The sequence below is a fragment of the Synechococcus sp. KORDI-52 genome, from assembly GCF_000737595.1.
Taxonomy (GTDB): Bacteria; Cyanobacteriota; Cyanobacteriia; order PCC-6307; family Cyanobiaceae; genus Parasynechococcus.
Genome location: NZ_CP006271.1, coordinates 922,329 through 947,653, shown reverse-complemented (window position 1 = coordinate 947,653; position 25,325 = coordinate 922,329). Strand labels below are relative to the sequence as shown.

Annotated in this window: 27 protein-coding genes and 1 tRNA gene; 14 read left to right on the top strand and 14 right to left on the bottom strand. The window is 60.0% G+C overall.

From position 1 onward, the window contains the following. Window positions 1-442: 442 nt before the first annotated feature. Window positions 443-946, top strand: coding sequence for a hypothetical protein (locus tag KR52_RS04705; RefSeq protein ID WP_038553122.1), 504 nt, complete (start codon window positions 443-445; stop codon window positions 944-946). A gap of 502 nt (window positions 947-1,448) precedes the next feature. Then, a complete protein-coding gene (locus KR52_RS14100; RefSeq protein WP_156957587.1) occupies window positions 1,449-1,751 on the top strand; it encodes a hypothetical protein in 303 nt (100 codons plus the stop codon). Between the two features lie 569 nt (window positions 1,752-2,320). Here KR52_RS14100 and KR52_RS13250 read toward each other — a convergent pair. Beyond that, window positions 2,321-2,899, bottom strand: coding sequence for a cupin domain-containing protein (locus tag KR52_RS13250; protein WP_156957586.1), 579 nt, complete (start codon window positions 2,897-2,899; stop codon window positions 2,321-2,323). A 981-nt stretch (window positions 2,900-3,880) separates the two neighbouring features. Here KR52_RS13250 and KR52_RS04690 point away from each other — a divergent pair. Then, window positions 3,881-4,144: a 2TM domain-containing protein gene (locus tag KR52_RS04690; RefSeq protein ID WP_038553116.1), complete on the top strand. Its 264-nt coding sequence runs from the start codon at window positions 3,881-3,883 to the stop codon at window positions 4,142-4,144. 134 nt (window positions 4,145-4,278) lie between these two features. Here KR52_RS04690 and KR52_RS04685 read toward each other — a convergent pair whose 3' ends face one another. Beyond that, window positions 4,279-4,458 carry a hypothetical protein gene (locus KR52_RS04685; protein ID WP_038553113.1) on the bottom strand — a complete coding sequence of 60 codons (180 nt, stop codon included), beginning with the start codon at window positions 4,456-4,458 and terminating at the stop codon, window positions 4,279-4,281. A gap of 1,169 nt (window positions 4,459-5,627) precedes the next feature. On the opposite strand from KR52_RS04685, the gene KR52_RS04680 reads away from it, so the two are divergent. Together KR52_RS04680 and KR52_RS04675 are read left to right on the top strand one after the other, a co-directional pair. Beyond that, entirely contained in the window at window positions 5,628-6,770 is a 1,143-nt protein-coding gene (locus KR52_RS04680; protein ID WP_038553110.1) for a class I SAM-dependent RNA methyltransferase, read from the top strand. 51 nt (window positions 6,771-6,821) lie between these two features. After that, a complete protein-coding gene (locus KR52_RS04675) occupies window positions 6,822-8,171 on the top strand; it encodes a cation:proton antiporter (protein ID WP_038553107.1) in 1,350 nt (449 codons plus the stop codon). Here the strand turns inward: KR52_RS04675 and KR52_RS04670 are convergent. Beyond that, window positions 8,137-8,520 (bottom strand): phage holin family protein, encoded by a 384-nt coding sequence (locus tag KR52_RS04670; RefSeq protein ID WP_038553104.1) that lies wholly within the window; start codon window positions 8,518-8,520, stop codon window positions 8,137-8,139. The genes KR52_RS04675 and KR52_RS04670 overlap by 35 nt on opposite strands. After that, window positions 8,520-8,942 (bottom strand): YqjD family protein, encoded by a 423-nt coding sequence (locus tag KR52_RS04665; RefSeq protein ID WP_038553101.1) that lies wholly within the window; start codon window positions 8,940-8,942, stop codon window positions 8,520-8,522. Before KR52_RS04665 ends, KR52_RS04670 begins: the two co-directional genes overlap by 1 nt. A gap of 59 nt (window positions 8,943-9,001) precedes the next feature. Here KR52_RS04665 and KR52_RS04660 point away from each other — a divergent pair, with 59 nt between their 5' ends. The 3 genes from KR52_RS04660 to KR52_RS04650 all read left to right on the top strand — a co-directional run bounded on the left by KR52_RS04660 (window position 9,002) and on the right by KR52_RS04650 (window position 14,175). Next, window positions 9,002-9,358, top strand: coding sequence for a hypothetical protein (locus tag KR52_RS04660; protein ID WP_038553098.1), 357 nt, complete (start codon window positions 9,002-9,004; stop codon window positions 9,356-9,358). 50 nt (window positions 9,359-9,408) lie between these two features. Continuing rightward, window positions 9,409-13,017, top strand: a complete 3,609-nt coding sequence (gene smc / locus KR52_RS04655; protein ID WP_038553094.1) for a chromosome segregation protein SMC — start codon at window positions 9,409-9,411, stop codon at window positions 13,015-13,017. Window positions 13,018-13,107: 90 nt separating this feature from the next. Then, the gene (locus KR52_RS04650; protein ID WP_038556843.1) at window positions 13,108-14,175 is read left to right on the top strand and encodes a PRC-barrel domain-containing protein; all 1,068 of its coding nucleotides are present in this window, start codon (window positions 13,108-13,110) and stop codon (window positions 14,173-14,175) included. Window positions 14,176-14,200: 25 nt separating this feature from the next. Here KR52_RS04650 and msrB read toward each other — a convergent pair whose 3' ends face one another. From msrB to KR52_RS04635, 3 genes are all read right to left on the bottom strand, one after another. Then, window positions 14,201-14,602: a peptide-methionine (R)-S-oxide reductase MsrB gene (gene msrB / locus KR52_RS04645; protein ID WP_038553091.1), complete on the bottom strand. Its 402-nt coding sequence runs from the start codon at window positions 14,600-14,602 to the stop codon at window positions 14,201-14,203. A gap of 28 nt (window positions 14,603-14,630) precedes the next feature. Next, entirely contained in the window at window positions 14,631-15,902 is a 1,272-nt protein-coding gene (locus tag KR52_RS04640) for a hypothetical protein (protein WP_038556840.1), read from the bottom strand. A 9-nt stretch (window positions 15,903-15,911) separates the two neighbouring features. Continuing rightward, window positions 15,912-15,993, bottom strand: a tRNA-Leu gene (locus KR52_RS04635). A gap of 121 nt (window positions 15,994-16,114) precedes the next feature. Between KR52_RS04635 and accC the strand changes: the two genes are divergently transcribed. Then, the gene (gene accC, locus KR52_RS04630; RefSeq protein WP_038553088.1) at window positions 16,115-17,461 is read left to right on the top strand and encodes an acetyl-CoA carboxylase biotin carboxylase subunit; all 1,347 of its coding nucleotides are present in this window, start codon (window positions 16,115-16,117) and stop codon (window positions 17,459-17,461) included. A 2-nt stretch (window positions 17,462-17,463) separates the two neighbouring features. Here the strand turns inward: accC and KR52_RS04625 are convergent, their stop codons facing one another. Further along, window positions 17,464-17,784 (bottom strand): YggT family protein, encoded by a 321-nt coding sequence (locus KR52_RS04625; protein ID WP_038553085.1) that lies wholly within the window; start codon window positions 17,782-17,784, stop codon window positions 17,464-17,466. A gap of 89 nt (window positions 17,785-17,873) precedes the next feature. Here KR52_RS04625 and psbX point away from each other — a divergent pair, with 89 nt between their 5' ends. Genes psbX through KR52_RS04605 form a run of 4 tightly spaced genes read left to right on the top strand, consistent with a single transcriptional unit; the run spans window position 17,874 to window position 19,975 of the window. Next, window positions 17,874-17,996, top strand: a complete 123-nt coding sequence (gene psbX, locus KR52_RS04620) for a photosystem II reaction center X protein (protein ID WP_038553082.1) — start codon at window positions 17,874-17,876, stop codon at window positions 17,994-17,996. A 49-nt stretch (window positions 17,997-18,045) separates the two neighbouring features. Continuing rightward, the gene (locus KR52_RS04615) at window positions 18,046-18,966 is read left to right on the top strand and encodes a Ycf66 family protein (protein WP_038553079.1); all 921 of its coding nucleotides are present in this window, start codon (window positions 18,046-18,048) and stop codon (window positions 18,964-18,966) included. Window positions 18,967-18,971: 5 nt separating this feature from the next. Beyond that, on the top strand, window positions 18,972-19,502 hold the full coding sequence (locus KR52_RS04610; protein WP_038553076.1) for a hypothetical protein: 531 nt from the start codon (window positions 18,972-18,974) through the stop codon (window positions 19,500-19,502). Beyond that, on the top strand, window positions 19,499-19,975 hold the full coding sequence (locus KR52_RS04605) for a hypothetical protein (RefSeq protein ID WP_038553073.1): 477 nt from the start codon (window positions 19,499-19,501) through the stop codon (window positions 19,973-19,975). The genes KR52_RS04610 and KR52_RS04605 overlap by 4 nt, the downstream gene beginning before the upstream one ends. Here the strand turns inward: KR52_RS04605 and KR52_RS04600 are convergent, their stop codons facing one another. The 3 genes from KR52_RS04600 to KR52_RS04590 are packed head-to-tail and all read right to left on the bottom strand — an operon-like array spanning window position 19,976 to window position 22,531. Then, window positions 19,976-20,176, bottom strand: a complete 201-nt coding sequence (locus KR52_RS04600; RefSeq protein ID WP_038553070.1) for a chlorophyll a/b-binding protein — start codon at window positions 20,174-20,176, stop codon at window positions 19,976-19,978. It lies immediately after the preceding gene. Window positions 20,177-20,185: 9 nt separating this feature from the next. After that, entirely contained in the window at window positions 20,186-22,165 is a 1,980-nt protein-coding gene (locus KR52_RS04595; RefSeq protein WP_038553067.1) for an ABC transporter ATP-binding protein/permease, read from the bottom strand. Between the two features lie 24 nt (window positions 22,166-22,189). Then, window positions 22,190-22,531 (bottom strand): histidine triad nucleotide-binding protein, encoded by a 342-nt coding sequence (locus KR52_RS04590; RefSeq protein ID WP_038553064.1) that lies wholly within the window; start codon window positions 22,529-22,531, stop codon window positions 22,190-22,192. 75 nt (window positions 22,532-22,606) lie between these two features. Between KR52_RS04590 and KR52_RS04585 the strand changes: the two genes are divergently transcribed. Further along, window positions 22,607-24,154, top strand: a complete 1,548-nt coding sequence (locus KR52_RS04585; RefSeq protein WP_038553061.1) for a YifB family Mg chelatase-like AAA ATPase — start codon at window positions 22,607-22,609, stop codon at window positions 24,152-24,154. On the opposite strand, the gene KR52_RS14730 is transcribed toward KR52_RS04585, so the two are convergent. From KR52_RS14730 to KR52_RS04575, 3 genes are all read right to left on the bottom strand, one after another. Beyond that, window positions 24,148-24,297, bottom strand: a complete 150-nt coding sequence (locus tag KR52_RS14730; RefSeq protein WP_173402193.1) for a hypothetical protein — start codon at window positions 24,295-24,297, stop codon at window positions 24,148-24,150. The two genes, KR52_RS04585 and KR52_RS14730, sit on opposite strands and share 7 nt — an antisense overlap. Before the next feature lie 81 nt (window positions 24,298-24,378). Next, complete coding sequence (locus KR52_RS04580) at window positions 24,379-25,077, bottom strand: DUF3747 domain-containing protein (protein WP_038553058.1); 699 nt, start codon at window positions 25,075-25,077, stop codon at window positions 24,379-24,381. A 50-nt stretch (window positions 25,078-25,127) separates the two neighbouring features. Beyond that, window positions 25,128-25,325: a hypothetical protein gene (locus KR52_RS04575; protein WP_038553055.1), complete on the bottom strand. Its 198-nt coding sequence runs from the start codon at window positions 25,323-25,325 to the stop codon at window positions 25,128-25,130.

Below are 25,325 nucleotides of genomic sequence, written 5' to 3'. Positions count from 1 at the left end.
ATATTTTCAACAATCACTGTTTTCAGAATATTACATCGTGCTGAGCAAGCGACCTGGGATTCTGTTCATTCAACCTCCATAACGTAACTGGAAGGATACTGCGAACAACATCCGTCGACACCGCGCCTGAGAAAACAATATCCATTTAGGACTGGCACCCCCTTAAACCCACAATAATTCACAACTACAAGCACAGTTACAAGATAAACAATGAAAATTAATCACAACAGATTGATACTGATCATCTCGATGAAGACATGATCTGCTTTGCCCATGGATCATAATTTCCCTTCTCTATATTTCGCCAACTCACACTCTCTGCTCAACGCGTAGGGGTTGAATTGAAAAGACTAACTTCAACAGAAACAATAGGCGGACTGAGAACCATGATGGCCTGAAGCTGTCATCGTGACTACATTTCAAGAGTTCATCGGACGATCCCATGTCCTCACTGCGTGCTTTCCCAGCGGCCTTGGCTCTCGGCGTTGCACTGGCTGCTTGCCAGTCCGCCGAGAAGAAGGCGACCACGGATGAAGTGAAAGTGATCAATGGCATTGAAATGGTTTGCGCCGCCCAGGCTGAGGTGGATGCGGCTGTTGTTGCTGTGAATGCCCTCACACCCGAATCCACCGTTGCCGATGCTGAACAAGCGGGTGAAAAACTTGACAAGGCCCTGTCTTCACTGAACATGGCAGAGGAGCAATTGGTGAAGGCGGAGGTGAAGGAATACCGCGACCAGGTGGAAATTTTCCGCGAAGCCGTCAAAGAGGTTAAAAAAGACAAAACTCTCACTCTTGCTGAAGCTGCAGAGCAACTCAAGGGCAAGGCTGCACCGGTTCTGGCAGCGCGCGAACAGCTGGCTGCGACCACCGTTTGCATTGATGTGGAGGACGATCCCGTGACGGATGACTCCAAGGACAACGAGACTGAAAAGGAACCCTCCTGACGTCCGGACCTCAGGCCATGAGCCCTCAGCGCTTCGTGAACTGTTCACCAGAATCGACCCTGTGTTAACTGTAATCGCGAGGGCTCACTCATCAATCGTGGTTCTTCACCTGAAGGGCCACCAGATCTGACTCAGCGATCCTGAAATTGAAAATCTTGCGATCAGGATTCACGACAAGATGCTGAACAGCCAGCCATCTCCAACGGATGGGCCATAGGTCAAGACGGGGATTCTAGTCACTAAAAATCACCAAACCGAAGAACATGAATCACATTCAAAAATGATGGACGAACCTACAGATGCCTCACAAGAAAAAATAACCTCAATATGAAATTACACCAAGCAAACCCGCACATTCATTAAGGCGTGCTGCCAATGGCGCAAAGAATCCAGACATCAGCCCGACAGCGAAGGGTGATCAATTCAAGTTTTTCTCGAGTTCTGATGCAATCATGGCTATACACCAAGCGTGTTGAAATTTCCTCAAGAGGGCAAACAAGCCATGACTCGCCTGATCCTCACATCATGCCTTTTGTTTATCAGCGGCTGCGTACAGACCACCCAAGAAAAAGGCCTGACACACCAAGACATGAAAAGTCGACTTATCGAACGGCGAGGGATTAACCGTGTCTGTTCATCCTCAAGCCCGGAGTGTATGGAGTGGACAAGACTTGCCTTCCAGTGCGAGCAAAATATGGTCAGCGAAAAAGAAATACCCTTTACAACTGGAGCAACAAAGCCCTGTCATCAAATGGACTACATTCAGGACAATGCAACGGGCAGCAGGAGTAACTTTGATTTTTAAACAACCTCTTGCGTAAAAGCTATTAGTGCCTCTAGCACCAAAAACTTTGAATAGAAACCGCCATACCATAGCAGCATATAGAAGCACAAAATTACAATTACAACCAAGCCTAAACAGACCGCTGCAAAGACGTCAACGAATGACGGACAACGACAGAGAACGACAGACAACCAAGCATCAAATTACATCTACTAATGCAAAAGAGAAAAGCTAGAGGAGTTCTTGAGTCACAGAATGAAAAACCAATTGTGTTTTCTGACTTCTTGGTACACGGCTATCCCCTGCCGACCAAACCATCGAAATCAGCATCCGCTTCAGCTCGTAGCTGTGGAAGGTCAACGATGGATAGGAGTCAAAATCAGAATCCACCGGGTTCGTAAATCATCCCACCCTTCTAAGACAAGGGCAACGCGGGAAAAGATGAATGCCCAGAACACGCTGTCGATACAAGCAGCTCACATCGCCTGGGTGGCGTCGCGGCAGATGTCATCTCTATCGGCAAGGCTTGGCGCAGAGCATGTGACGCGGACCACTTGGCCTTGATTCATTGCCTTGCAGGTAAAAGCAATTTATTTTTGAATGTAGTACGAGGTTGGAAGACCTACGGCACCGGCATAAAAAACCAACGCCTTAGCGACAACACTTCCTTTATTTTCACAGGTGTGCAGATCATTTTTAAAAGTAGTGGGGAGAACATCTCCTTTCACAAAGAGTTTGGAAAGACCCGTCGTCGGAACCTGGCATAGAAGCTCTCCTTCTTGGATCAATGCCGCACCAGGCATATCGTGGGAATGCGGCTTGGATTTAGCTCCTGGCTGAAAAACAACTGTTTTTACAGTGATCAAGGGTGTGCCTTGGGGATACTGATACTTATCCCCTTTCCATGATTGACTTGCCTGAAGCAACACTTCTGAAGCGATTTGATCCTTGTGTTCGACTTCATGCGCGTGGACATGAATGGGCGCGACAAGGGATCCGAATGTCAGCGCAACAGAGATGAGTGTGGTGCTGTTCATTCGGACCCAACTCCAAGAGGCAGCCAGTGCTGCCATGGTGACTTCAGGATGATGGACAGCCCCCCGTATGGCAACAGGGAAACCAAACAATTGAGGGCAAAGCTCCAAATACCACAGCCAGGCAGAAAACAATTCGGCTTGCTGATTTCACGCGGATCGTTCCCCTGGTGGTTGCCATAAGGAGAGATGCTTCAGGGTTCTTGAGTGGATTTCGATGTCTATCGTGATCGGTGACACTCTGAAATCTGCCCTAGCAACAGGAGAGCCGAATACTTCTGTGTCCACTCGTCCCATGAAGGGCGACTCCATTGGAGGGGTAGGGGGACCGTACCCAAGGAAACAAGGCCTCTTCCTCTGTCTTGAGGTAGTCAATCATTTGTCAATCAATCCAGACACACCACATCTGGTGTCGAGCCATAAAAAAACCACTCCCGGAGCAAGCCGGGTGATGGGGAACGAAAAACAGTCTCAGAAGCCGCTACATGCAGTGCTGGAGATGGCTGAGAAGCATTGGCAATCCGAACCACCAAAGTCTTAAGTGACTGTTGAGAGCACCACATCTAGGTGGTCTATGAGTACTATTTGCGCAACGCATCATTGTGTGGTGCAGATGGCCGGGTGATGGGGATTACTACGGCTTAGAAGACCGCTCCAATTGTGGGGCGGTTTTTTGTCTGCACCGAGCGATTTATACCGACCCTGAATTGCCGATCAAGGTGGAGCCCCCACATCTCGGTCAGCTGTTGAGCTGCCCCCAGTGACCTTGCGAATCTCAACTGCCGTCCATTGATTCGCTTGAGACCCTCGACACTGACCTCACTCCATCATCCTCAGCGTCAAAGGGAGCAACCGCTGCTTTGCTTCGCAGCAACCCGCTCCGATCCATCACCTCTGTGGAGCTCTGGAGGACCAGCCTCACAGGACAGGACATGCTGAACAGGAGCAGAACAGCCGAATCAATGACCAAAAGGGTTTGAGTTCAAACGATCTATGGATTGCTTGGCAAAACAGCAAGCTGCACATTCATGGGCGATTCGGGGATCAATGGGGTGGTAGCCATATGAGATGAGTCGACCATTGCTATACCTCTGAACAAAATGGGTGCCCTCAGCAATGAACGACCAGAATCTGAGAGAGGCTGCCCTCGGACGCCTTAAGCATCGGCGGGGGCTTGAGAAGCAGCTCAAGATTTACGCCATCACCAACATCACGCTTGTGGTGATTTGGGGCCTCTCTGGAGGTGGTGACTTCTGGCCAATCTGGTCGATCGCTTTCTGGGGGATGTCATTGATCTGGCAAGCGATTTCGTTCAACCATCGCCCAAGGCCAATTAAAGAGGATGAGATCAACGCTGAAATGAAGAGATTGAGGTCTTAATCCATTCCGTTTGGTCCACCTCTGTCAGAAGGAATGCCTTTGTTCGCCTGCAGGGCCTGACTACCTCAATCACGCTTCACAGGGGGCTTCTCTCGAAGCAGGGGGACTGGGGCTCGATTCACTGAGTTACTGAATCAGAAGCCGCGAATGCCCTCGATGCACTTGACGCTCGCCTTGGGTTGCCACTCAGTGATCAAGCCGGCATTCACTGTGCATTGCTCCATCGATGCCTGGGGGATCTTCTCCAGTGCAGCGGTGGTTCGCTGGGCGCCATAGGTCGCCCAGGTGATCACGAGCCAAGTGATGGGTTCCATGTTGATCCCTTCCGTGGCCTGAATTTAGGAGAGATGGGCACCTCTCCGCTTCCGCGCGTTGGTTGCCGCGAGACCAAAAGGTTCATCGGCGCATGCACTGGGCGCTCAAGACCGAGCCAACGTCTCTCATTGAGGCTTCGATGCTCCAACAGGGCAGTGTGAGATGGCCATCTGACGCAAGATTGCTGCTACTGCGCTCTGATTGTTGAACGCCCGATAGACGGAGAGCTGTTTGCTCAGCTCGTGGCATTCCTTTTGCGGGAAGTCCATGGGTCAACCAACCATTGATACAGAAATCATGGCTCCGGTGAGCACGGAATAAATGTGCCAAATGCCACCAGCAAGCATCAGAAATCTCGGCAATCAAGCTAAGCAATAATGCTGCTTGTATTTTTACGTGCCCGTTGACACAGAATCTACTGAGCCGGCCCATTCAAGGTCGAGACAGCTTGAAAGATGTCCATGGGATTCACCATTCCAACGCTCTCACTTGGGATTACTTTGTATATCTGCTTTCACTTTTTACTGGGTGGCATATTCAGATAGCTTGCAAAGACTGACATAACCCATCACGTACTTACCGAAGAAGCTGTGAAACGCCGCCGTTTCGGGTTTGAACTGTCACTTCAGCTGCTGCTCAGGACTCACCAGCCATCCCTCTCCTTATGAGGCCTCAGGCCGGGGCAACGTCGTCACGACGGGCCGGCAGGGTCTGTCCGATCGAATAAGCCTGAGGGGAGCATGGGTCGATGACAGAGCGTCTGGCGAGGCTGAAATGGTGGCCACCACAATGCGCCTGTGCTGGGCACCTTGGCGAGGAGCGAATCTCTGAGATCCCTTGTTGAAAGCTGTTGAGGGGGCCTTCCAGCCCCCGTGAGTCAATTGGGTGATAAGGCTGACTTCACCCCATCTCCCTTAAAGGGTCAGGCAGCAACAGGGGCTGCTTGACGGGAGAAACGAACGATGTTGTTCGCAGTTACGGGTTTGCTCTTACCGAGCAGGCTTCAGTCACCCTCCTCATGCCCCGTCGAAACCATTGCAGCCCCCTGAGGGGAGAATGGAGCTGAGCGGAATCGAACCGCTGTCCGAAACACTGGTGTGGATCACCTAGTCCAGCGAAGCCGGACCCTGTCATTCTGACAGGAGTGGTGACCAGGAGCACAGCGCCCTTGGGTCGAACAAACCGGCTATCTGCTGTTGCCGTTCTTCCCCAGGGCCTGGAAGCAGTTGGCGGCGAGGAACTCAGCGCCCTCGGGGCCCGCGCCGTAAAACCCGGCAGGCGTGCCGTCAGCTTCGAGGCCGACCTGGCCTGCTTCTACCGGTTGCACCTTCAGGCTCGGCTGCCCTTCCGCTTACTTCGACAGGTGGCGCGCTTTCCCTGCCAAGGCCGGAACGACCTCTACGAGGGAATCCGCCGAGCCCTCGACTGGGAGCGTTGGCTGCATCCGTCGATGAGCTTTCGGGTGGATGTGACCGGAACGGCACCCGGTCTGAACCACAGCCATTTCACGGCCCTGCAGGTCAAAAACGCCCTTGTGGATGCACAACGGGATCTTTGGGGAGAGCGATCCTCCATCGATCTCGACGACCCCGATCTCTCCCTGCACCTCCATCTGAGCCGGGGAGAGGCACAGCTCAGCCTCGATGGCAGTGGCAGCAGCCTGCACCGACGCGGCTACAGAGCCGCGATGGGAACCGCCCCCCTGAAGGAGAATCTGGCTGCGGGCCTGATCCGCCTGACGGGCTGGGATGGAAGCCGGCCCCTCGTTGACCCCTGCTGTGGATCCGGAGTGCTCTTGATCGAAGCCGCCCTGGCTGCGTTGCAGCAAGCCCCGGGATTGGAGAGAGGCTTTGCCTTCGAGAGCTGGGCGGATTTCCAACCTGAGCTTTGGGAACAGGAGAGACAACGCGCCAGAAGCCGCCAACACCATCAACGACAGCTCCCTCCCATCATTGGCAATGAGGAGGATCCCGACATCGCAGCGCAGGCCCGCAGCAATGTTGATGCGGCCGGTTTGGCTGACTGCATCACCATCCGCTGCGGCGATTTCCGCGAGCTTGTCTTCCCCGGTGCCCAAGGCACGGTGGTCTGCAATCCCCCCTACGGCGTTCGGATCGGCGAACGAAATCAAATGGATGCTCTCTACGGCGACCTGGGCCGAACCTTCAAAGACCAGGCCTCGGGATGGGAGGCCTGGGTGCTGAGCGGCAATGCTGAAGTAACTGGTGCACTGCGGATGAAAGCCTCTCGCAAATTCCCGGTCAACAATGGGGGAATCGACTGCCGCTGGCTGAAGTACCAGGTGCGCTGAGCAAAGCGCATCAACAACCTGGTCACAATGAACGCCTGGTCACATCTTCATATGCCTCCTCTGCTGCTGCCCTTTGGAACAGCTGCGCATGCAGGCCCGTCATCGCTGCACAGCGTGCCCGTCGAAGCACAACTGCTGTTTATCGGAGCGATCTTTCTCGGCACGCTGATCATCAACCGTTTTTCAATCCGTATCGGCATCCCAGCAATCCTGGGGGTGCTAGCCCTTGGTTTGATGATCAATATTCATGTTCTGGATGTCAGTCATGCCGAAGTTGACAACCTTCACACCTTCGCCCTGGCGCTTCTTCTGTTCTACGCAGGACTCAAAACAGACCTGAAATCGATCCGGGGATTTCTGGAATACGGTTTGTTGCTTGCCGTCGGAGGAGTGGCGATCTGCACGATCCTTCTCGGGATCTCGATCTACTGGTTGAGTTCCTCAACAGGCACTGCACTGGCTCCGGGCATCAGTGAAACGATGCCCCTTGGGGCTGCATTCCTGATCGCAGCCTGCCTTGGATCAACCGATGCTGGCGCAACCTTGAGCGTGCTACGCAAAGTTCGAGGCCATATTCCACGCAAGGTGCTGCAGCTGCTGGAATTTGAATCCGCCCTGAATGATCCCTCGGCACTGATCATTTTCAGCATTTTTCTGAGCCTATTCATCGCCTCAAACAACACTCACGATTCGTTCCCATCACTGGCCATCGCAGCGTCGAGCGAACTGCTGCAGAAACTTGGGTCTGGTCTTCTGATCGGCATTGCCTTCGGCTACATCTCAAAACTGACAATCGACAGTTTCGTCATAGACAAAGAACAACTTTTGATCGTTGCGATGTCTATCGCATTAATAGATTACGGGAGTTCTTTTTTTCTGGGTGGCTCAGGCTTTGTTTCGGTCTACGTCACAGGAGCCTTCATGGCCAACCTGCATTACAACGATCCGGAACTCAACCACCAAAGCATTCAGGACGTGCTCCTTCCGTTCAACACGATGACAGAAATCAGTATTTTTCTGTTGTTCGGCCTCCTTATTCACCCCGCTGATCTTGCTCCTTGTCTTCCTGCAGGGCTGGCCGCCGCTGCAGCACTGATGCTGATCGCAAGGCCAATAAGTGTTGTCTGCTTTCAGAGCATTTCACCCTTCAATCGAAGAGAGTCAGTTTTGATCGCATGGTGCGGACTTCGCGGGGCTGTCCCCCTTGCGCTGTCCTTCAATGTGCAGGAGGCCATTTCCACCTACCCCAGTCTGGAACCGCTGGCCGCGGCCCAGCTGGCACAGAATTCGCAGGGCATTATCTTCATTGTTGTCATCCTCAATCTTCTGTTTCAGGGAATTTCAATTGCTCCTCTTTGCAGAGCACTCAGCGCCCCAACACAGCCCTCATCGTTCGGCTGATTCCTTCCAGCGTCTGAGGCAGGAACGGTCCTTTCAACACCTGTCCGCCAATGCGCAAGCTGATGCCGGCCAGCAACAGATTGGCCATGCAGAGCGTCAGCAAAGCACGCATCCAGTCCAACTCCCACTGGGCCTGAATCCAGAGCAGCAATAACGCTTCCCCCGCCAGCAAAGCCAGGAACATGGCTGTTCCGCCGATGACGAGGAACAGACCACCACTGATCAGTCGACGTTTCTCCCGATCCACTTCCTGTAAGGCAATCCGCACATGCAGATCCATGACTGACGCTGCCAACGCCGTCACCCGGGCTGCTGCTCCGAATCCCCGTGGAGAGTTCTGATCGGCCATCAGGCGCGCCGTCCTCCGCGAAGCATGCTGCCCAGCAGCAAACCAACGCCAAGGGCAACTCCCACGGCGAGGAGTGGTCGCTGGCGTACGGGCGCCTCGATCTTCGGCCGCAGCGTGCTGTTCAACTCATCCAGAAGCTGTTCGAGTTGCTCTTCCAGGGGATCAAGACTGTCGGACCAGTCACGGCTGCGATCACCCGCGCCATGGAGAAGCTCCTCAAGCTGATCGCGCACCCCTTGGGGCGTCAGGCCTGTGCTCTGCTCAATAAGACGAACCAGCTCGTCAACACTTCCCCGTGTGGCCTCCAGGGTGTGATGGGCCAGATCAGGCCAGCGCTCCTGGATCGTGGGCAGCAGGCTGTCGAACCGCTCACGAAAGTGGTGCTCGAATCTGCCGTTGGACTGCGGAGGTGACGAGGCCATAAAGACCGTTGGCAGAAACCGTTAAAAGGGTAGGGAGACTGAAGCCTGAGGGAAAGTCTTTGCCGCGATACGCCCTCCTGCGTCACACCGGAGCACCGGACGACCCCATTGGATGCCATGTCGATCTGCTGCTTGAGGATGGGGACACCTGCCGAACCTGGCGGCTCGTGACGGTGCCGCTGTTGAACAGAGAGCGGCAACCGGCAGTTCCCCTGCCGCCGCATCGGCTGGTCTGGCTGGAACCACGCAGTGCTGCCGTTTCAGGCAACAGGGGATGGGCTGAACGGATCCATTCCGGCAGCTACAGCGGCGTGCTCCCCATCGCCACGGATGCTGCAGTCACCCTGCAGCTCAAAGGGGACCTTCAAGGCCGCCTTCACATCGCAGAGGGTTACTGCTGCTTATCGAACCCTTGAGCTTTTCGTGAGGTCCGCTAGTTTCAATCTGCTGACAGCCCCAGATCCTGTTGGTTCACATCAATCAGGTTGGGTTGACGCACTTCAAGTCGTTCGGTGGGGCGATGACCATCCCTCTTGAGGAGGGATTCACCGTCGTCACCGGCCCCAATGGCTCCGGCAAGAGCAACATTCTTGATGGTGTTCTGTTCTGCCTGGGCCTGGCCACCAGCCGAGGGATGCGGGCCGACCGCCTGCCGGACCTGGTGAACAGCGGCATGCTCAGGGCCGGCAAGGCCGCAGAAACAATCGTCAGTGTTCGCTTCGATCTGAGCGACTGGACGCCTGATGCCGCCGAAGAAGGCCTGGAGGCACCTGCAGAAGGCCCCTGGATCCAGCCGGGGCAAAGGGAATGGACGGTGACCCGCAAACTGCGGGTGATGCCGGGGGGCTCCTACAGCTCCAGCTACAGCGCCGACGGGGAGGCCTGCAATCTGCAGCAGCTGCAGACCCAACTGCGGCGACTCCGGATTGATCCCGAGGGCAGCAATGTGGTGATGCAGGGGGATGTCACCCGCATCGTCTCGATGAGCAACCGGGACCGCCGCGGCCTGATCGATGAACTGGCCGGTGTTGCCTTGTTCGACACCAGGATCGAACAGACCCGCCGCAAGCTCGATGACGTGCAGGAGCGCCAGGAGCGTTGCCGGATCATTGAGCAGGAACTGCTGGCTAGCCGGCAACGCCTGGAGAAGGACTGCGCCAAGGCCCGGCAGTACCAGGACCTCAGGGAACGGCTGCAACTGGGCCGCCGCCAGGAAATGGTGCTGGCCTACGAAGCCGCTCAGCAGGCCCTCAAGGATCTGGCCACACGCCAACAGGCGTTGGAGGCCCAGGAGCAGAGAGATGCCGCGGCCATTGCCAGCGGCCGGGAGCAGTTGAACAGGGCTGTGGCCGAACTGGAGCTGCTGCAGGAGCAGGTGAAGGCCCTTGGGGAAGACCAGCTGCTGGCGGTTCAGGCGGAACTGGCTGGCCTCGACACCAGCAGCCGAGAACTGGAACGCCAGGCCAACCTCCACCAGGAGGAAGGCCAGAAACTGCAGGCGCAGCGCCATGACCTCGCCACCCGTCGCCAGCAATGGCAGCTGCAATCACGGGAGCTGGAACGCGATCCCCATCAGGACGCCCTGACCGCCGCGGACGACACCTGCAAATCCGCTGAAGCGGCGGTGGAGATGTCCCGCCGCCGGCTGGCGGATGTGGCGGGCCGCTCCGGAGCCTGGGTGGAGGAGCAGAAGCGCCGCAGTGGTCGCCGTCAGAAGTTGCAAAGCAGCGTCGCCCCCTTGCTGGAAGAACAGCAGCAGCTGCAGGAACGGCTGCGCCAGGAACGGGAGCGGCTGGAGGAGCTCACCCAGGAGCAGCACCAGGACGGCGCCGATGGTGACGCCGTGCAGCAGCAACTCGCCACCCTGGAGGAAACCTGGCAAACCCTGCTGCAAGCCATTGCCGACGGCAAACAGGAGCTTCAGCAGACCGCCGACTCCCTGGCCATCCAGCAGAGAACCCGCAGCCGGCTGGAGCAGGAGCAGACCCGCCTGGAGCGGGAGATCGCGCGTCTGGAGAGCCGGCGGGATGCCCTTCAGGAAAGCCGGGGCACAGGGGCCCTGCGCCTGCTGCTGGAGGCCGGCCTCGATGGCATCCATGGCCCTGTGGCCCAGCTGGGGGAGGTGGAGGACCGCCATCGCCTCGCCCTGGAAGTGGCCGCGGGGGCCCGTCTCGGTCAGGTGGTGGTCGACGACGACCGCATCGCCGCCCGCGCCATCGACCTGCTCAAGAGCCGCCGTGCCGGCCGACTCACCTTCCTACCGCTGAACAAGATCCGCGCACCAGGGGGCGGCGGATCATCCGCCGCTTTTGCACGGGGAGCACGCCCCGGTGGCGACAGCGGCGCTGGACTGATCGGCCGGGCCGTGGAACTGGTGCGGTTCGAGCCGGTCTATGACCAGGTGTTTGCCTACGTTTTCGGCGACACCTTGGTGTTCTCCGACCTGGCCAGCGCCCGCCAACAGCTGGGCCGTTCCAGGGCGGTGACCCTGGATGGGGAGCTGCTGGAAAAGAGCGGCGCCATGACCGGCGGCAGCTTCTCCCAGCGCAGCAGCAGCCTCAGCTTCGGCCGCAGCAGCGATCAGGACGAAGCCGAACCCCTGCGGCGGCGCCTGCTGGAACTGGGGGAATCCCTGGTGGCCTGCCGGCGGGAGGAGTCGAAGCTGGCCCAACTGATCGAGCAGCAGAAACCCCGGCTGCGCGAACTGGAAAAGCAACAGGCGGCCCTGATCGCCGAGCGCAATGCCGCCCGGCGTAACCACGGCCCTCTGCTCGAGCGCAGCCGCCAGCGGGCCGAACGGCTCAGCAAATTGCAGCAGGATCAGACCGAGCAACAGCAGCGGCTCGAAGCCATTAGCGCTGCACTCACCCCACTCACCGCGGAGCTCCAGGCCTTGGATGAGGCGGAGCGCAACAGCGGCAACAACGACGATGCCGCCGCCTGGGCCCAACTGCAGACGGAACAGGAAGCCGCCGACCAACGGTTGGAGGCGGCCCGCCGCGAACGTGACCAGCTGCTGAACGCCCGCCGCGAGCGGCAGCTGGCGATCGAACGCCTGGGGGACCAAGAAAAGGCCCTGGCCTCCGAAGAAGCCCGGCTGCAGGAGGCGGTGAAGGCCCTGGCCAGCGCCCATGGCAACTGGCGGCAGCAACAGAGCGACCTCCAGGAGAAGCGACAACAACTGGAGCGGCAGCAGACCGACCTCCAGGAGCGTTTCGGCAGCCAACGCCGGGCCCGGGATGCCGCGGAAGCCGAGGTGGGCCGGCAGCGTCAGGCCCTTCAGCAGGCTGAGTGGAATCTGGAACGGCTCAAGGAAGACCGCGAAGGATTGATCGAAGAGCAGCGCAGCGGTGTAGTGCGCCTGCAGGAAATGGAGCAGGCCCTGCCGGACCCGAGACCCGAGATCCCTGAGGCTCTGCGCCTTGCGGGCCTGGAGGCGTTGCAGACCGATCTGCAGGCGATCCAGCAACGCATGGAAGCGCTGGAACCCGTGAACATGCTGGCCCTCGAAGAACTGGAGGCCCTGGATGAGCGCCTCAATGAACTCAACGAGCGGCTCGAGGTGCTCAACAGCGAGCGGGAGGAACTGCTGCTGCGCATCGAAACCGTGGCCACCCTGCGCCAGGACGCCTTTATGGAAGCCTTCACCGCCGTGGATGGCCACTTCCGCGAGATCTTTGCCTCGCTCTCCGATGGTGATGGGCACCTGCAACTGGAGAACCCGGATGAGCCCCTGGAGGGTGGCCTCACCCTGGTGGCGCATCCCAAGGGCAAGACCGTGCGGCGTCTGGCCTCGATGTCGGGTGGGGAGAAATCACTCACCGCCCTGAGCTTTCTGTTTGCCCTGCAGCGCTTCCGGCCGTCGCCGTTCTATGCGCTCGATGAGGTGGACAGCTTCCTCGACGGCGTCAATGTGGAGCGTCTCGCCGCCCTGATCGCCCGTCAGGCGGAGGCAGCCCAGTTCATGGTGGTCAGCCACCGCCGCCCGATGATCGGTGCAGCCCAGCGCACCATTGGCGTCACACAGGCCCGAGGTGCACACACCCAGGTGGTGGGTCTACCGGATGCCGCCTGAACGATCGGGGTTTTCGCTGTGCAATCTGAACGTGACAGGCGGAACCCCTGCGCCACAATGGTTTGAATGTCCATGGCCGAGGGCCCGCGCTTGACCCCGACCCCTACCCCCAACGACGCCATCACCACTGGCGTACCCAGCGATCGCCTCTGGTTGCGCTCCGAACTGATGGGCACCCAGGTGATCACCCGTGACACCGGCCGCCGCCTGGGGGTGGTGGGTGAGGTGATCGTGGACATCGACCGCCGTGAAGTGGTGGCCGTGGGGCTGCGGGACAACCCTCTGACCCGTTTTCTGCCGGGCCTGCCGCGGTGGATGCCGCTGGACCGGATCCGTCAGGTGGGCGACGTGATCCTGGTGGATTCCGCCGACTCCCTCAGTGAGAACTTCAACCCTGAGCGCTACAGCCGGGTGATCAACTGCCAGGTGATCACCGAGTCAGGCGAGCAGCTGGGGCGGGTGCTCGGCTTTGCATTCGACATCGAAACCGGGGAACTGACCACCCTGGTGATGGGGGCCCTCGGCGTACCCCTGCTGGGGGAAGGGGTGCTGAGCACCTGGGAGATGCCTGTGGAGGAGATCGTGAGCAGCGGCCCGGATCGGATCATTGTTTACGAGGGAGCCGAAGACAAGCTCAAACAGCTGAACAGCGGCGTGCTGGAGAAACTGGGGGTTGGTGGTCCCAGCTGGGAAGAGCAGGAGCGGGAGCGCTACAGGGTGAACCTGGTCCCCGTGGAAAACCAGCTCACCTCGGGACAACCCCAGGAGCAGGAACAACGGCGCCTCCAGGCCTCCCAGGCCGAGCGGTTTGAAGCCGATGCAGAACTGGAATACGTGGAACTGGAGGATCGGCGTCAGGAGGCCATGCCGCAACGCCGCTACCTTGACGAGCCCCAGCGGTACGACGAGCAGCGCTACAGCGAACCTGCCCGCTACGAGGAGCGGCCGCCTGAGCGAACACGGGCCTACGACGAACCAGCGCCTTACGACGAGGAGCCTGCATATGCAGAACAGCCTGTCTATGACGAACAGCCGCCGAGGCGGGCCATGCCTGCTTCCCGCCGTGCTGTTCAACAGTCCGACGAGCCTTTGGATGTTGAACCGATGCAGGATGCAACTCCCCAACGGCAGGACCGGGATCTCGACGATCCCTGGTGATCGGGCCTGAGGGGCTGGCAGGGGCTCAGGACGCCTTGAAATCCAACGATGCGCTGTTGACGCAGTAGCGCTGGCCTGTGGGGGCAGGGCCATCGGAGAAGACGTGTCCGAGATGGGCGTCACAGCGAGCGCAGTTGATTTCAGTGCGCACCATGCCGTGGGTCAGATCCTCTTTGGTGGTGATCGCCTCGGAACTCACACCGTCCCAGAAACTGGGCCAGCCCGTGCCCGAATCGAACTTGGTGTCGGAACTGAACAGCGGCGCACCACAGCAGACGCAGTGGTACATCCCCGTGGCCTTGTTGTTCCAGTAAGCCCCTGTGAAGGCCCGCTCCGTGCCGCCGCAGCGGGCCACCTGGAACTGCTCCGGCGTCAGGGATTGCTTCCACTCCTCGGCGCTGCGTTCGGCCGGATTGGACGGGGACATGGTCGTCGGAACCAGGTGTCACCGCAGCCTAGGAAGCGTTCAGCTCTCGGGGAAGCAACCCCCTCACCTCAGCGGCCAATGCCGCCACCGCCCCTGGTTCCCCCCGCAAGGCCTGCAGGTCCTGGCGCTGGCCGTCAAGCCGCTCGGGGGCGTCCAGCCAATCGCAGGCCTCCCTCGCAATCTCCTCAGGGGTGATTGCCCCCACCCGCTCCGGCACCACAGCACGGCCTGCACTGATGTTGGGCCAGGCCATCAACCCGTTGTTACGCAGACGCCAGAGGGTCAAGAGAACCCCGATCAGATGCCGCAGACCCGGTAAACGCGCCAGCAGCCCCAGCCCGCCGTCCCAGGCCTGCATCACCTCCAGGTGCTGGGTGGGAACAATCACGATCATCGGCACGGCAAGAGCGCCGAGCTCGGCCGTGTTGGCACCGACCGTGGTCAGGGCCAGAGCGCACTGGCTCAGGGGGCCATGGGCCGGATGCTGCTCCAGCAGACGAATCCGCGTCCCCACCCCCGTCACCAACTCCCCCTGCTCCACCGACGCCACAGAGGCGCTGTAGCGGGCAGCAATCGGGTTGGATGTGCTAGCGAAACGCAGCAACTCATCAACACTGGTGGTGGGGGCAAGCGGCAGCAGGAAGCGACATCCGGGTTGCAACCGAGCCAGACGATCAGCGGTATCAAGCAGAAACGGCATGCCGACGCTCAACTTGGCCGGCTTCGATCCAGGCAGCAGAGCCACCCACTGGCCCTCCGGCAAAGGATCCTCCCGGCGCGCGAAGGACGACAGATCCGCCATCAGATCACCAACCACGCGACATCGGTGCTGATAACGGACCGGCAGCTGGCGCCGCACCGCGTCCGACATCGCCGCAATCCGATCGTTCCAGCCCGGCCAACGCGCCACCCACTCGGCATAGGTGATGTGGCGGTAACCGAGACGAGCCGAAAGAAGCACAGTCCAGAACTGATCACCACCCAGGAACACCACCACACCCTTCTGCGGCCAAGGGCCATAGCGCTGCGGGCGCAACAGCAGCGACCAGAAGCGTCCTGCCGGAACGATGCGCTCGAACAAGCCCCAGGGTTCCGCCGCTGCCCGCTCCTGGCCGGTGGCGTTGGGGCAGGGCACCAACACCAGATGCAGGGATGCTGGTGCCTTTGACGACCGGGGGCGCAGACGGAGATTGGCGTGCAGCCGTTGGGCCAGGGGGCGGACCCAGGTGCTCAGTTCACCAGGACCGTTCGAAACAAGAACAACGGCCGGTCCTGGTTCAGGTGCGTGGGGACGAACCAAAGGAAAAAATGCGGATGGCGAGACTTGAACTCGCAAGGCCGAAGCCACACGCCCCTCAAACGTGCGTGTCTACCAATTCCACCACATCCGCGTGGTCGACTGCGCCGCTCGGGCGTCGTCGAGACCAGATCATACCGGGCGGGGGCGAGCCCCCCTCTGGTTCATCGGTCGTCGCTGATACGATCCGGCGTCAAGCCTGAACATGCTGCGGGATGCCCATCGGCAAAGTGCTGATCGCCAACCGCGGCGAGATTGCCCTCCGGATCATTCGAAGCTGCCGCGAGCTCGGCATCGCCACGGTTGCGGTGTACAGCTCCGTTGATAAGGACGCTCTGCACGTGCAGCTCGCCGATGAAGCGGTCTGCGTGGGCGAGGCCCTGAGCAGCAAGAGCTACCTCAACATTCCCAACATCCTGGCGGCCGCCACCTCCCGCGGAGCTGATGCCATCCACCCCGGTTACGGCTTCTTGGCGGAGAACGACAAGTTTGCCGAAATGTGCCGGGATCACGGCCTCACCTTCGTTGGACCGTCACCCCACGCGATCCGCTCGATGGGGGACAAGTCGACCGCCAAAACGACCATGCAATCGGTGGGCGTTCCCACGGTGCCCGGCAGTGAAGGTCTGCTCAGCAGTACGAACCAAGCCGCCGCCCTGGCCGAGGAGATGGGCTATCCCGTGATGATCAAGGCCACCGCCGGCGGCGGTGGTCGCGGCATGCGCCTGGTGCCAGACGCCAGTCAGCTGGAGAGCCTGTACAAAGCAGCCCAAGGCGAAGCGGAAGCCGCCTTCGGCAACCCAGGCCTCTACATGGAGAAATTCATCGATCGGCCCCGCCACGTGGAAGTGCAGGTGCTGGCCGACCGCCATGGCAACGTGGTGCACCTTGGTGAACGGGACTGCTCGATCCAGCGCCGTCACCAGAAACTGCTGGAGGAAGCCCCCAGCCCGGCCCTGGATCCCGACCTTCGCCGCCGCATGGGCGAAGCCGCCGTTGCTGCCGCCCGAAGCATCAACTACGAAGGTGCCGGAACGGTGGAATTTCTGCTGGATCGCAGCGGTGGCTTCTACTTCATGGAGATGAACACCCGGATCCAGGTGGAGCATCCGGTGACCGAAATGGTCACCGGTGTTGACCTGATCGCCGAGCAGTTGCGCATTGCTGGTGGCGAACCGATCAGTGTCCGACAGGAGGAGATCCAGCTCAGCGGCCATGCGATCGAATGCCGGATCAACGCCGAAGATGCCCGGCACAACTTCCGTCCCGCCCCCGGACGCATCACGGGATGGCTACCGCCCGGAGGTCCAGGCGTTCGGGTCGACAGCCACGTCTACACGGGATATGACATCCCTCCCTTCTACGACTCGCTGATCGGCAAGCTGATCGTCTGGGGCAAGGACCGCGAACACGCCATGACACGGATGAAGCGGGCCCTGAATGAGTGTGCAGTCACCGGAATTCCCACAACAGTGGAGTTCCATCTTGAGATGCTGGATCGGCCGGAGTTCATCAACGGCGATGTACACACCAAGTTCGTGGAGCAGGAAATGCTGCCCTGAGCTCAGGCAACCGCCTGGGCATGCATCAGGATTTGAGAGAGCAGGCCCTGCTGACCGACGAGCAGCTCGCGCACGAGACTGATCAATCCAACCCAGATCACCGGAGTGACATCAACTCCACCGATCGGGGCAATGATCCGACGACTGAGCGAGAGCACCGGCTCCGTCGGCCAGGCCACCAGGGGCCAGGAGCCCTGGCTCAGGTCGACCTGGGGATACCAGGTGAGCACGATGCGTAGCAGGAAGGCCAGGGTCCAGGCCGTCAACAGGATGCCCAGGATCAGATGAAGGGCTGGCAAGGCCTGGAGCAGCAGCGGCGTCACAAACCTCAAAGCAAATCGTCCCCTCATCGTAGAAAGACGGCATCGCTCCTTAAGATCATCGCGGCTTTGACGCAGACAGAAGCAACCCCATGACCCCCTCCCTCTCCAACTTTCTGAGCAGCCTCGTTTGGGGAGGTGTGATCGTCGTAATTCCCGCCACCATCGCCCTGATCCTGCTGAGCCAGACCGACCGCGTCGACCGCAAGCTCTGATCCGCCCCTGGCGGCCCTCGTAGACTGAGTCCCAAGCGGGAGCAGAGCTTTGGTTAACGCCAGTCTCAACTGGGCCAGCATCGTCGGCATTGTCTTGGCCGTTGGCGGTGCTTTGCTCTACTTCATGCGGTCGTTCAAGCCCGCCCTCGCACGGGATTACGACGTCTTCTTCGCCGCCATCGGGCTGCTGTGCGGCGGAATCCTTTTTTTCCAGGGATGGCGCCTCGACCCGATTCTTCAGTTCGGCCAGTTCCTGCTTGCAGGCACCACGGTGTTCTTTGCCTACGAAAGCGTGCGCCTGCGCGGCGTCGCCACCGAACAGGCGCGGCGCTCCGCCTATTTCGATGACGAACCCGCCCCGGTCCGCGGCGACAACCCAGGAGGCCTAAGAGGCGGCTGGGATGACGGTGGCTACGACCGTTTTGACGAACCCCAGCCGGTGCGGCGGCGCTTCTCCGGCCGAGACAACGACGCCGACGAAAGGCCCGAAGAGGAGTTCTACAGACCACGGCGCACAAGCCGTGCAGCCATTCCAGAGGAAGCGGCCAGCCGTCGCTCCTCAGGACGCGAGCAAGGCGATACCGGTTGGAACCAAGACGACGAACGCTCCCGCCGCATGGCCCGCTTCCGGGCCGGTGAAGCTCAAGATGAGCGTCGACCCGACTTCGGATCCAGGCGTACGGAACGGGACGATCAACGCCGCGGCAGCCGTCCACTGGGCCGATCCGAACGGCCCGCCGGTAAGCCTGCTGTGTCCGGAGCTGAGGATGCAGCCTTCAGCCCAAGCCGCAGCGGCACAGCGCCAAACCGCGGACGCCCCAGCTCCAGCCCAGGCGCCGGGAACGACTCCAGACGATCCGCTGAGCCGCCGCTGGCCTCGAACCGGCCCAGCAGCAACCGCCAACCCCCCCGCAGCTCACGGCCCGCGTCTGAACGACCGCGGGACAACAGCTCCCGCTTCGACGACTGAACCAGTTGCCTCGCCCACTGCTCATCCTGCTCGCCAGCCTGGCGTTGGCGGGCTGCAACGGTCGCAGTGAACGGGCCGGTGGTGGCTTACTCGCCGCCAGTCAGCAGGCCCCAGCCCTGAGTGGCAGTGGTGAGTGGCTGGCGGTTGTCAGCGATCGCGGCGGCCGGCTCACGGTGCAGCTCCGCCGCCTGAGCGACGGATCGTTGGTGTCTCTTCCTCAGCTGAGCCGTCATCAGCCCCACAGCTCCCCCTCCCTGAGCTGGAACGGTCGTTACCTCGCAGCGATTACCCAGCGGGGGCGTCGGCGACTTGCGGTGGTAACTGACCGTCTGAACGGACGGATCCACCCCCTGCCGCTGCCGGGGGGCCGAGACCCAGTGCAGCTCAGCCTGGCGCCGGATGCCCAGCAGATCGCCCTGCAGGTGACGGATCAGGGCCGGTGGCGCGTGGAGCTGCTGGATCTGAGTGATCTGCTCGAGCCGGACCGTCCTCCGGGGCAGAGCCTCTCCACACCGGTCTTGCCATCAGAGCCATGATCCGCGTAGCTCTGCTCTTCAGCCTGGCGTTGGTGACCGGATGCAGCAGCCCCAGGCCCACCCCCCGGCCTGATCTCAACGGCCTGCTGCGGCAATCCGTGAACAGCCGGCGGGATCCCTCCCTGGGGGGACGCTGGCTGGCCAGCCTGGGCCAACGCAACGGACGGGAGCGGGTCGAACTGATCGACCTGCGCCGCCGTAGCCCCGTGCCCCTGCCGGGCCTCAACCGTGCTGATGCTCAACCGATCAGCGTCAGCGTGAGTGCCGATGGGCAACGCCTGGCCGTGGTCCAGCAACGGGAGGACCGCACGGAACTGGTGCTCTACCGGCGCGACGCCGGGGCGACGCAACGGTTGCCCCTGGATCCACCGGGTGTGCCCCGCAGCGTCAGCCTGGACGGATCCGGGCGGCGACTGGCGGTGCAGGTGAGCCGCAACGGACGCTGGGACGTGGATCTGATCCGGCTGCCCTGATCAGGGCAGCAGCCCCGCCCAGTGCAGAAAGGTGTCTCCGCTGAGCACCTCGATCAGCAGCACCGCCACAAAACCCACCATGGCGAAGCGGCCATTCACCCGCTCGGCGTAGCCACTCCAGCCGAAGGCCGGGACATCGTTGGTGGTGGCAGACGTCTCCGGAACGGACGTGGTGTCAGGGGTCTGGCGGGTGGAGGTCATCCGGCCGGTTCAGGAACGCCCGAAGTCATAGCTGGTCGCCGGGATCAGCCGCCAGTCTCCATGTCCACTCAGCTCAAGAACCGAGTCATGAAATGACTTCAGCGTGGGGCGATGACCAATGCTGACCACAGCAAGATCCCGCTGATGGAGCAAGGAATACAAATGCTCTTCAGTCGCCACATCCAAGGCGCTTGTGGCTTCATCCAACACAACAAAGCGGGGAGCATTGAGCAGGAGGCGACCGAAGGCCAACCTTTGCTGCTCGCCCAAAGAGAGAATCCGAGGCCAATCCTGCTTGACCTGCAGATCGGGATAGCGCTTCAGGAGACTCCCGAGGTTGACTTCTTCCAAAACGTGATGCAGCTGGTCATCACTGAAGCGGGTTTCATCCGTGGGGTAACAGAGCTGCTCCCGCAACGTGCCCAACAGCATGTAAGGCTTTTGCGGGATAAACAAAAGCTCGCCTGTTTCCGGGCGCTCAACCGATCCATGGCTGGGCGCCCACAAACCACTGATCATCCGCAGCAAGGACGTCTTGCCACAACCGGATGGACCGACCACCAAAAGACGGTCTGCTTCTCCAATGCTCAAGCTCAAATCCCGGAGAATCGGCTGCTGCCCCCCTGGAGGCGTGAGATCCGCATGTCGAACGACGATGGCGTCTGATCCCGTTGAAACAGCAGGTTCGACCTCACGACCGACCTGCTCGACTTTGCTCTGAAAACCTTCAAGACGGCCTACACCAGCAGTGAATTGGGCCAATTCATCAATTCGATTGACCACAAACAAAAGGGAGCCCTCAACCATATTGAAGGCAAAACCTGCCTGGATAAATCGTCCATAATCAACCTCACCAGAAAAGTATGGTCCAGCCATCACCAAATACGGGAAGAACACACCCGCATATCCAACAGATCTTTGCATCGCGCTGATGATGACCTGCCAAACAATCAAAAGATTAAAGTTGCGGACAACTGAACCCAGACGCCGGCTTGTCTCTTGCCGCTCAGGCTCTTCACCCGAATAAAAAGCAATGGATTCAGCATTATCTCTTATATGGACAAGACCATATCGAAAATCAGCTTCGTAGCGCAGCTGGTCGTAGTTAATCCTGACCAACCGTCGACCCGCAACCACAAGAACTGTTGTCGATACTATGGCGTAGGCAAATAAGGCAAGAGTGAGCTTCTGGCTGATACTCCACAGAATCAAAATATTCAGAGAGAAGGTCAAAAGCGCGTCGAAGATCCCAAGCGTGAATTGAAGACTTTGGGCAGTAAAAGACCGCGTATCATCAGTTATGCGCTGGTCTGGGTTGTCAAGATCAGTCGCCTGCTCATCGTTTGGATTCAGTACATAGTAGGCGCGATTACGCATGTAATCACCAATAAGACTGCGCGAAAGCCAGTCACGCCAAACCAAACCAAGCTTCAGCGTGAAAAAAATCTGCGCCGTGCGAATCGGGAGAGCAACGACAAAGCAGCAGGCATAAATAATCAGAATTCGATAGAAACCCTCTTCTTGCTTCGCAACGAGGGCGTTGGTCAAATCACGCGCAATAAAGCCAATTCCTGCATTGATCCCATTCACAGTGAGCAGCATCAGCACAATCGCACCAAGCATCAGCCAGTGCAGCCAACGACGACCACGCAGCTGCTGACGCATCACGATGAATGAAGCGACGCCGATCAGGAAAAGAGCGCTGAATGCAATTCCCCACCAACCACTCCAGATCGTGTTGATCGTTTCAGCGACACCCCCGAAGTATTTGTCGGTGAAATCCGGGAGTATCTGTTGTGATAAGCCTGTCAACCCAGTGAGAGCGACAAGCACAAGGCCGCCCACACAGAACAGCAGGGCAATTAACAGACCAGTGAATTGCCTCCCCGTGGCCTGATCGAGGGGGAGAAAGAAGGGTTGAGCCAGGTTGCGGAGCTTGTTGAGCTGGCCGCGAAGCCCGGCGCTCGAACCCGTTGCAGAAACAGTCATAGGCCCATTCTGACCAGCTCAGGCTCAGCCGGGGGGCCAGGCAAGGGGACGTCCACCGATCACGTGCACATGGAGATGAAAGACGGTCTGGCCCGCACCGGCGCCGCTGTTGATCACGGTGCGGAAGTCGTCCAACCCCTCCTGCTTGGCCACGCGCGCAGCCACCAGCAACAGATGCCCCAGCAAGGCCGCATCCTCAGCGGCAGCGGACCGCAGACTTTCAATCGGCTGGCGTGGAATCACCAGCACATGCACCGGAGCCTGGGGGGCGACATCACGAAAGGCCAGGCACTGCTCATCGCTGTAGACCTCATCGCAAGGGATCTCGCCTCGAAGGATCTTGCCGAAAATGGTGTCGTCTGCCATGGGCCTTGAGAACAACGGAACAGCCGGACCGGTGTGACAGCAGGGGCATGAATGTCCTGCGTCACCCACCACAGAATGCTGGCACGTTGTCTCAGTGCATCCCTGCAAGGCCTGGAGGCCAGACCGGTGGTGGTGGAGGTGGACCTTGCCCCAGGCCTGCCGGGTGTCCAGCTGGTGGGCCTGCCGGACAAGGCCATTCAGGAAGCAAGGGAGCGGGTCCGCTCCGCCCTGCGCAACAGCGGCTTCCGCGGCCCTCTGGTGCGCGTGGTAATCAACCTGGCACCTGCGGATCTGCGCAAGGAAGGCCCCTCGTTTGATCTCCCCATCGCCCTGGCTCTTCTGGTGGCCAGCGGGCAGCTCGCCCGCCCCCAACTCGAGGGCCTCTGGTGTGCGGGCGAACTGGGGCTCGACGGGAGCCTCAGGCCCTGCCGCGGGGTGATTTCCCTTGCCGAAAAGGCCCATCAGCAGCAGGCCCAGGCCCTTGTGATCCCTCCTGAGAATGCCCCTGAAGCCAGCTTGATAGATGGGCTGCCGGTCCGCACCGCGCCCAACCTGCGCGCTCTTGTTCAGCAGCTCAAAGGCGAGCAAGCCTGGCCAGTGATCAGTGGCAGCCGCTCCCAACCCTTCAAGCGCGCAGCCAACCCGGAGCCCTGGCCTTGCCTGGACAACAGCCTGGCCTCACGGGCCCTGGCCCTTTCGGCGGCCGGCGGCCACCATCTCCTGCTCGTGGGTCCCCCCGGCTGCGGCAAGACCCGCCTGGCCCACCATCTGCCGCGACTGCTGCCGGACCTGAACCGAAAGGAGGCGCTCACCATCACGCGCATCCATTCCGTCGCCGGCCATCTGCATGGCATTGATCAACTGCAGCAGCAGCGTCCCTTTCGATCGCCCCACCACAGTTGCTCCGCAGTCGCCTTGCTGGGCGGCGGACGCTCACCCCGTCCTGGTGAAGTCAGCCTGGCCCACGGTGGAGTGCTCTTCCTCGATGAGCTGGCGGAATTTCCGCGTACGGTGCTGGATCAATTGCGGCAGCCCCTGGAGGACGGTGCCGTGCGGATCAGCCGTGCCCAACAGAGCACGGTCTTCCCCGCCTTGATCACCTTGGTGGCAGCCACCAATCCCTGCCCCTGCGGCTGGCATGGCGACCGGGACCACGGCTGTCGCTGCAGCATCAACCAACGCCGGCGGTACTGGCAGCGGCTGTCGGGCCCGCTTTTGGATCGACTCGATCTTCAACTGCGGCTGGAACGGCGCTCCGCCAAGGCAATGACAGCGGTGCTGAAGCAGGCCAGCCCAACGCAAGCCTCAGCGTTCTGGTGCAACGCCGCGCGAATACAACGGGCCCGGCAGCGAATGCAACAACGCAATCCTGGCGGAGCCAGCAACGGGAGACTGTCGGCGTCAGCGCTGCGCCAAAGCGGGGCCATCGAAGCAGAAGGCCTCAACCTCTGGGAACAGCTGATCGAACAGCGCGGCCTGAGCATGCGCAGCAGTCTTCAGCTGTTGCGCGTGGCACGCACCATTGCCGATCTGAATGACCGGATCACGGTCGATCGCCAAACGGTGGCGGAAGCGAGTTGCTACCGCTGCACCGATCTGCTCAAGCAGCCTGGACCTCAGTAGTCACGGGCCCGCTTATCCGGGGTGTCTCGGTAGGGCTGGGTACCAATCGGCGGGGGCTGGAGATGGCGATCGTTGAACGACCCAAGCGCATGGGTCATCGCTTCACCGAACCACTGAAACCACTGCGCAACCATTGTTTTCATCACATCCTCCTGGGTCTTCCTTCAGTGTGAAATCACTGACACGGGACGACAACAGGTGTTTTCACCGGTTCTGCGCCCAGCTCAGTACGACGGAGTCGTTACGTTGTCGGATGTTGGATCGTCGAGCGCTGGAGTGTCGATTGGTGCACGTTCGATCAGTGCCGTCTCAGCCGGTACTGTGCTGGAACTGGCCGGTGCTGCATTAGCCGCTGGTGCACTGCTTGCCGGTGAATGATCGCGATACACATAGAGGTGACCCAGGCTTTTCTTGCCGTAGGCACGTCGCTTCAAGGTCCATCCAGGCTCGAGCTTCAGCTGAATGAAACCACTGGCGGAACCGCCAGCCCGAGCGACCAACAAGGTCGGCTGGGAGGGATTACGCGTGGGTGTCGCCAGCAGTTCGATATCACGACCGGTGTTCACCACGCTGAGCCGATAACGGGTGCCCAGGTCATCACCACCGATGCGCAGGGAGTAGCCGTTGCCATCGATGTAGCGGTTGCAGACCCCGGTGAAATCAAATGTGGACAGCAGGGGATCCACCTGGGCTGGCACACCCGCATCCACTGCATAACAGGGGCGTTTCGTGGTCCGCTGCTCGTAGATGTTCAACTGAGAGCGTTGGCCCTGGCCGATCGGGGCCGACACCAAAATGAAATTGCTCATCTCCACAGGCACCGCTGTAAAGAGCGAACCCTGCGCCAGAGCAGCGGGTATTGAGGTCGCTGCGAGAGCGAGGCTGACAGCGGCCACGATTCGAAAGCGTGCCATCACGTCCATGGAGGAACTGAGCGGATCGTAAAAGTGATGCCGCGATCGGTCGCCCCCGATCAGGCCGGTTTGTTCAGGCGTATGGCAACCAGGAGAGTCCCCACGGTCCCGGGAGCCGCCAGGGCCAGGATCCAGCTGGTGGTTTTGACCCCGAGATCGGGATCGCCGTAGGCCAGTTCAAACACGCAACCCGTGCTGGCAATGCCAAGAACACAGGCAAGGGCCAGAAAAACGCCGGCGAGGGGTTTCATCGGCAT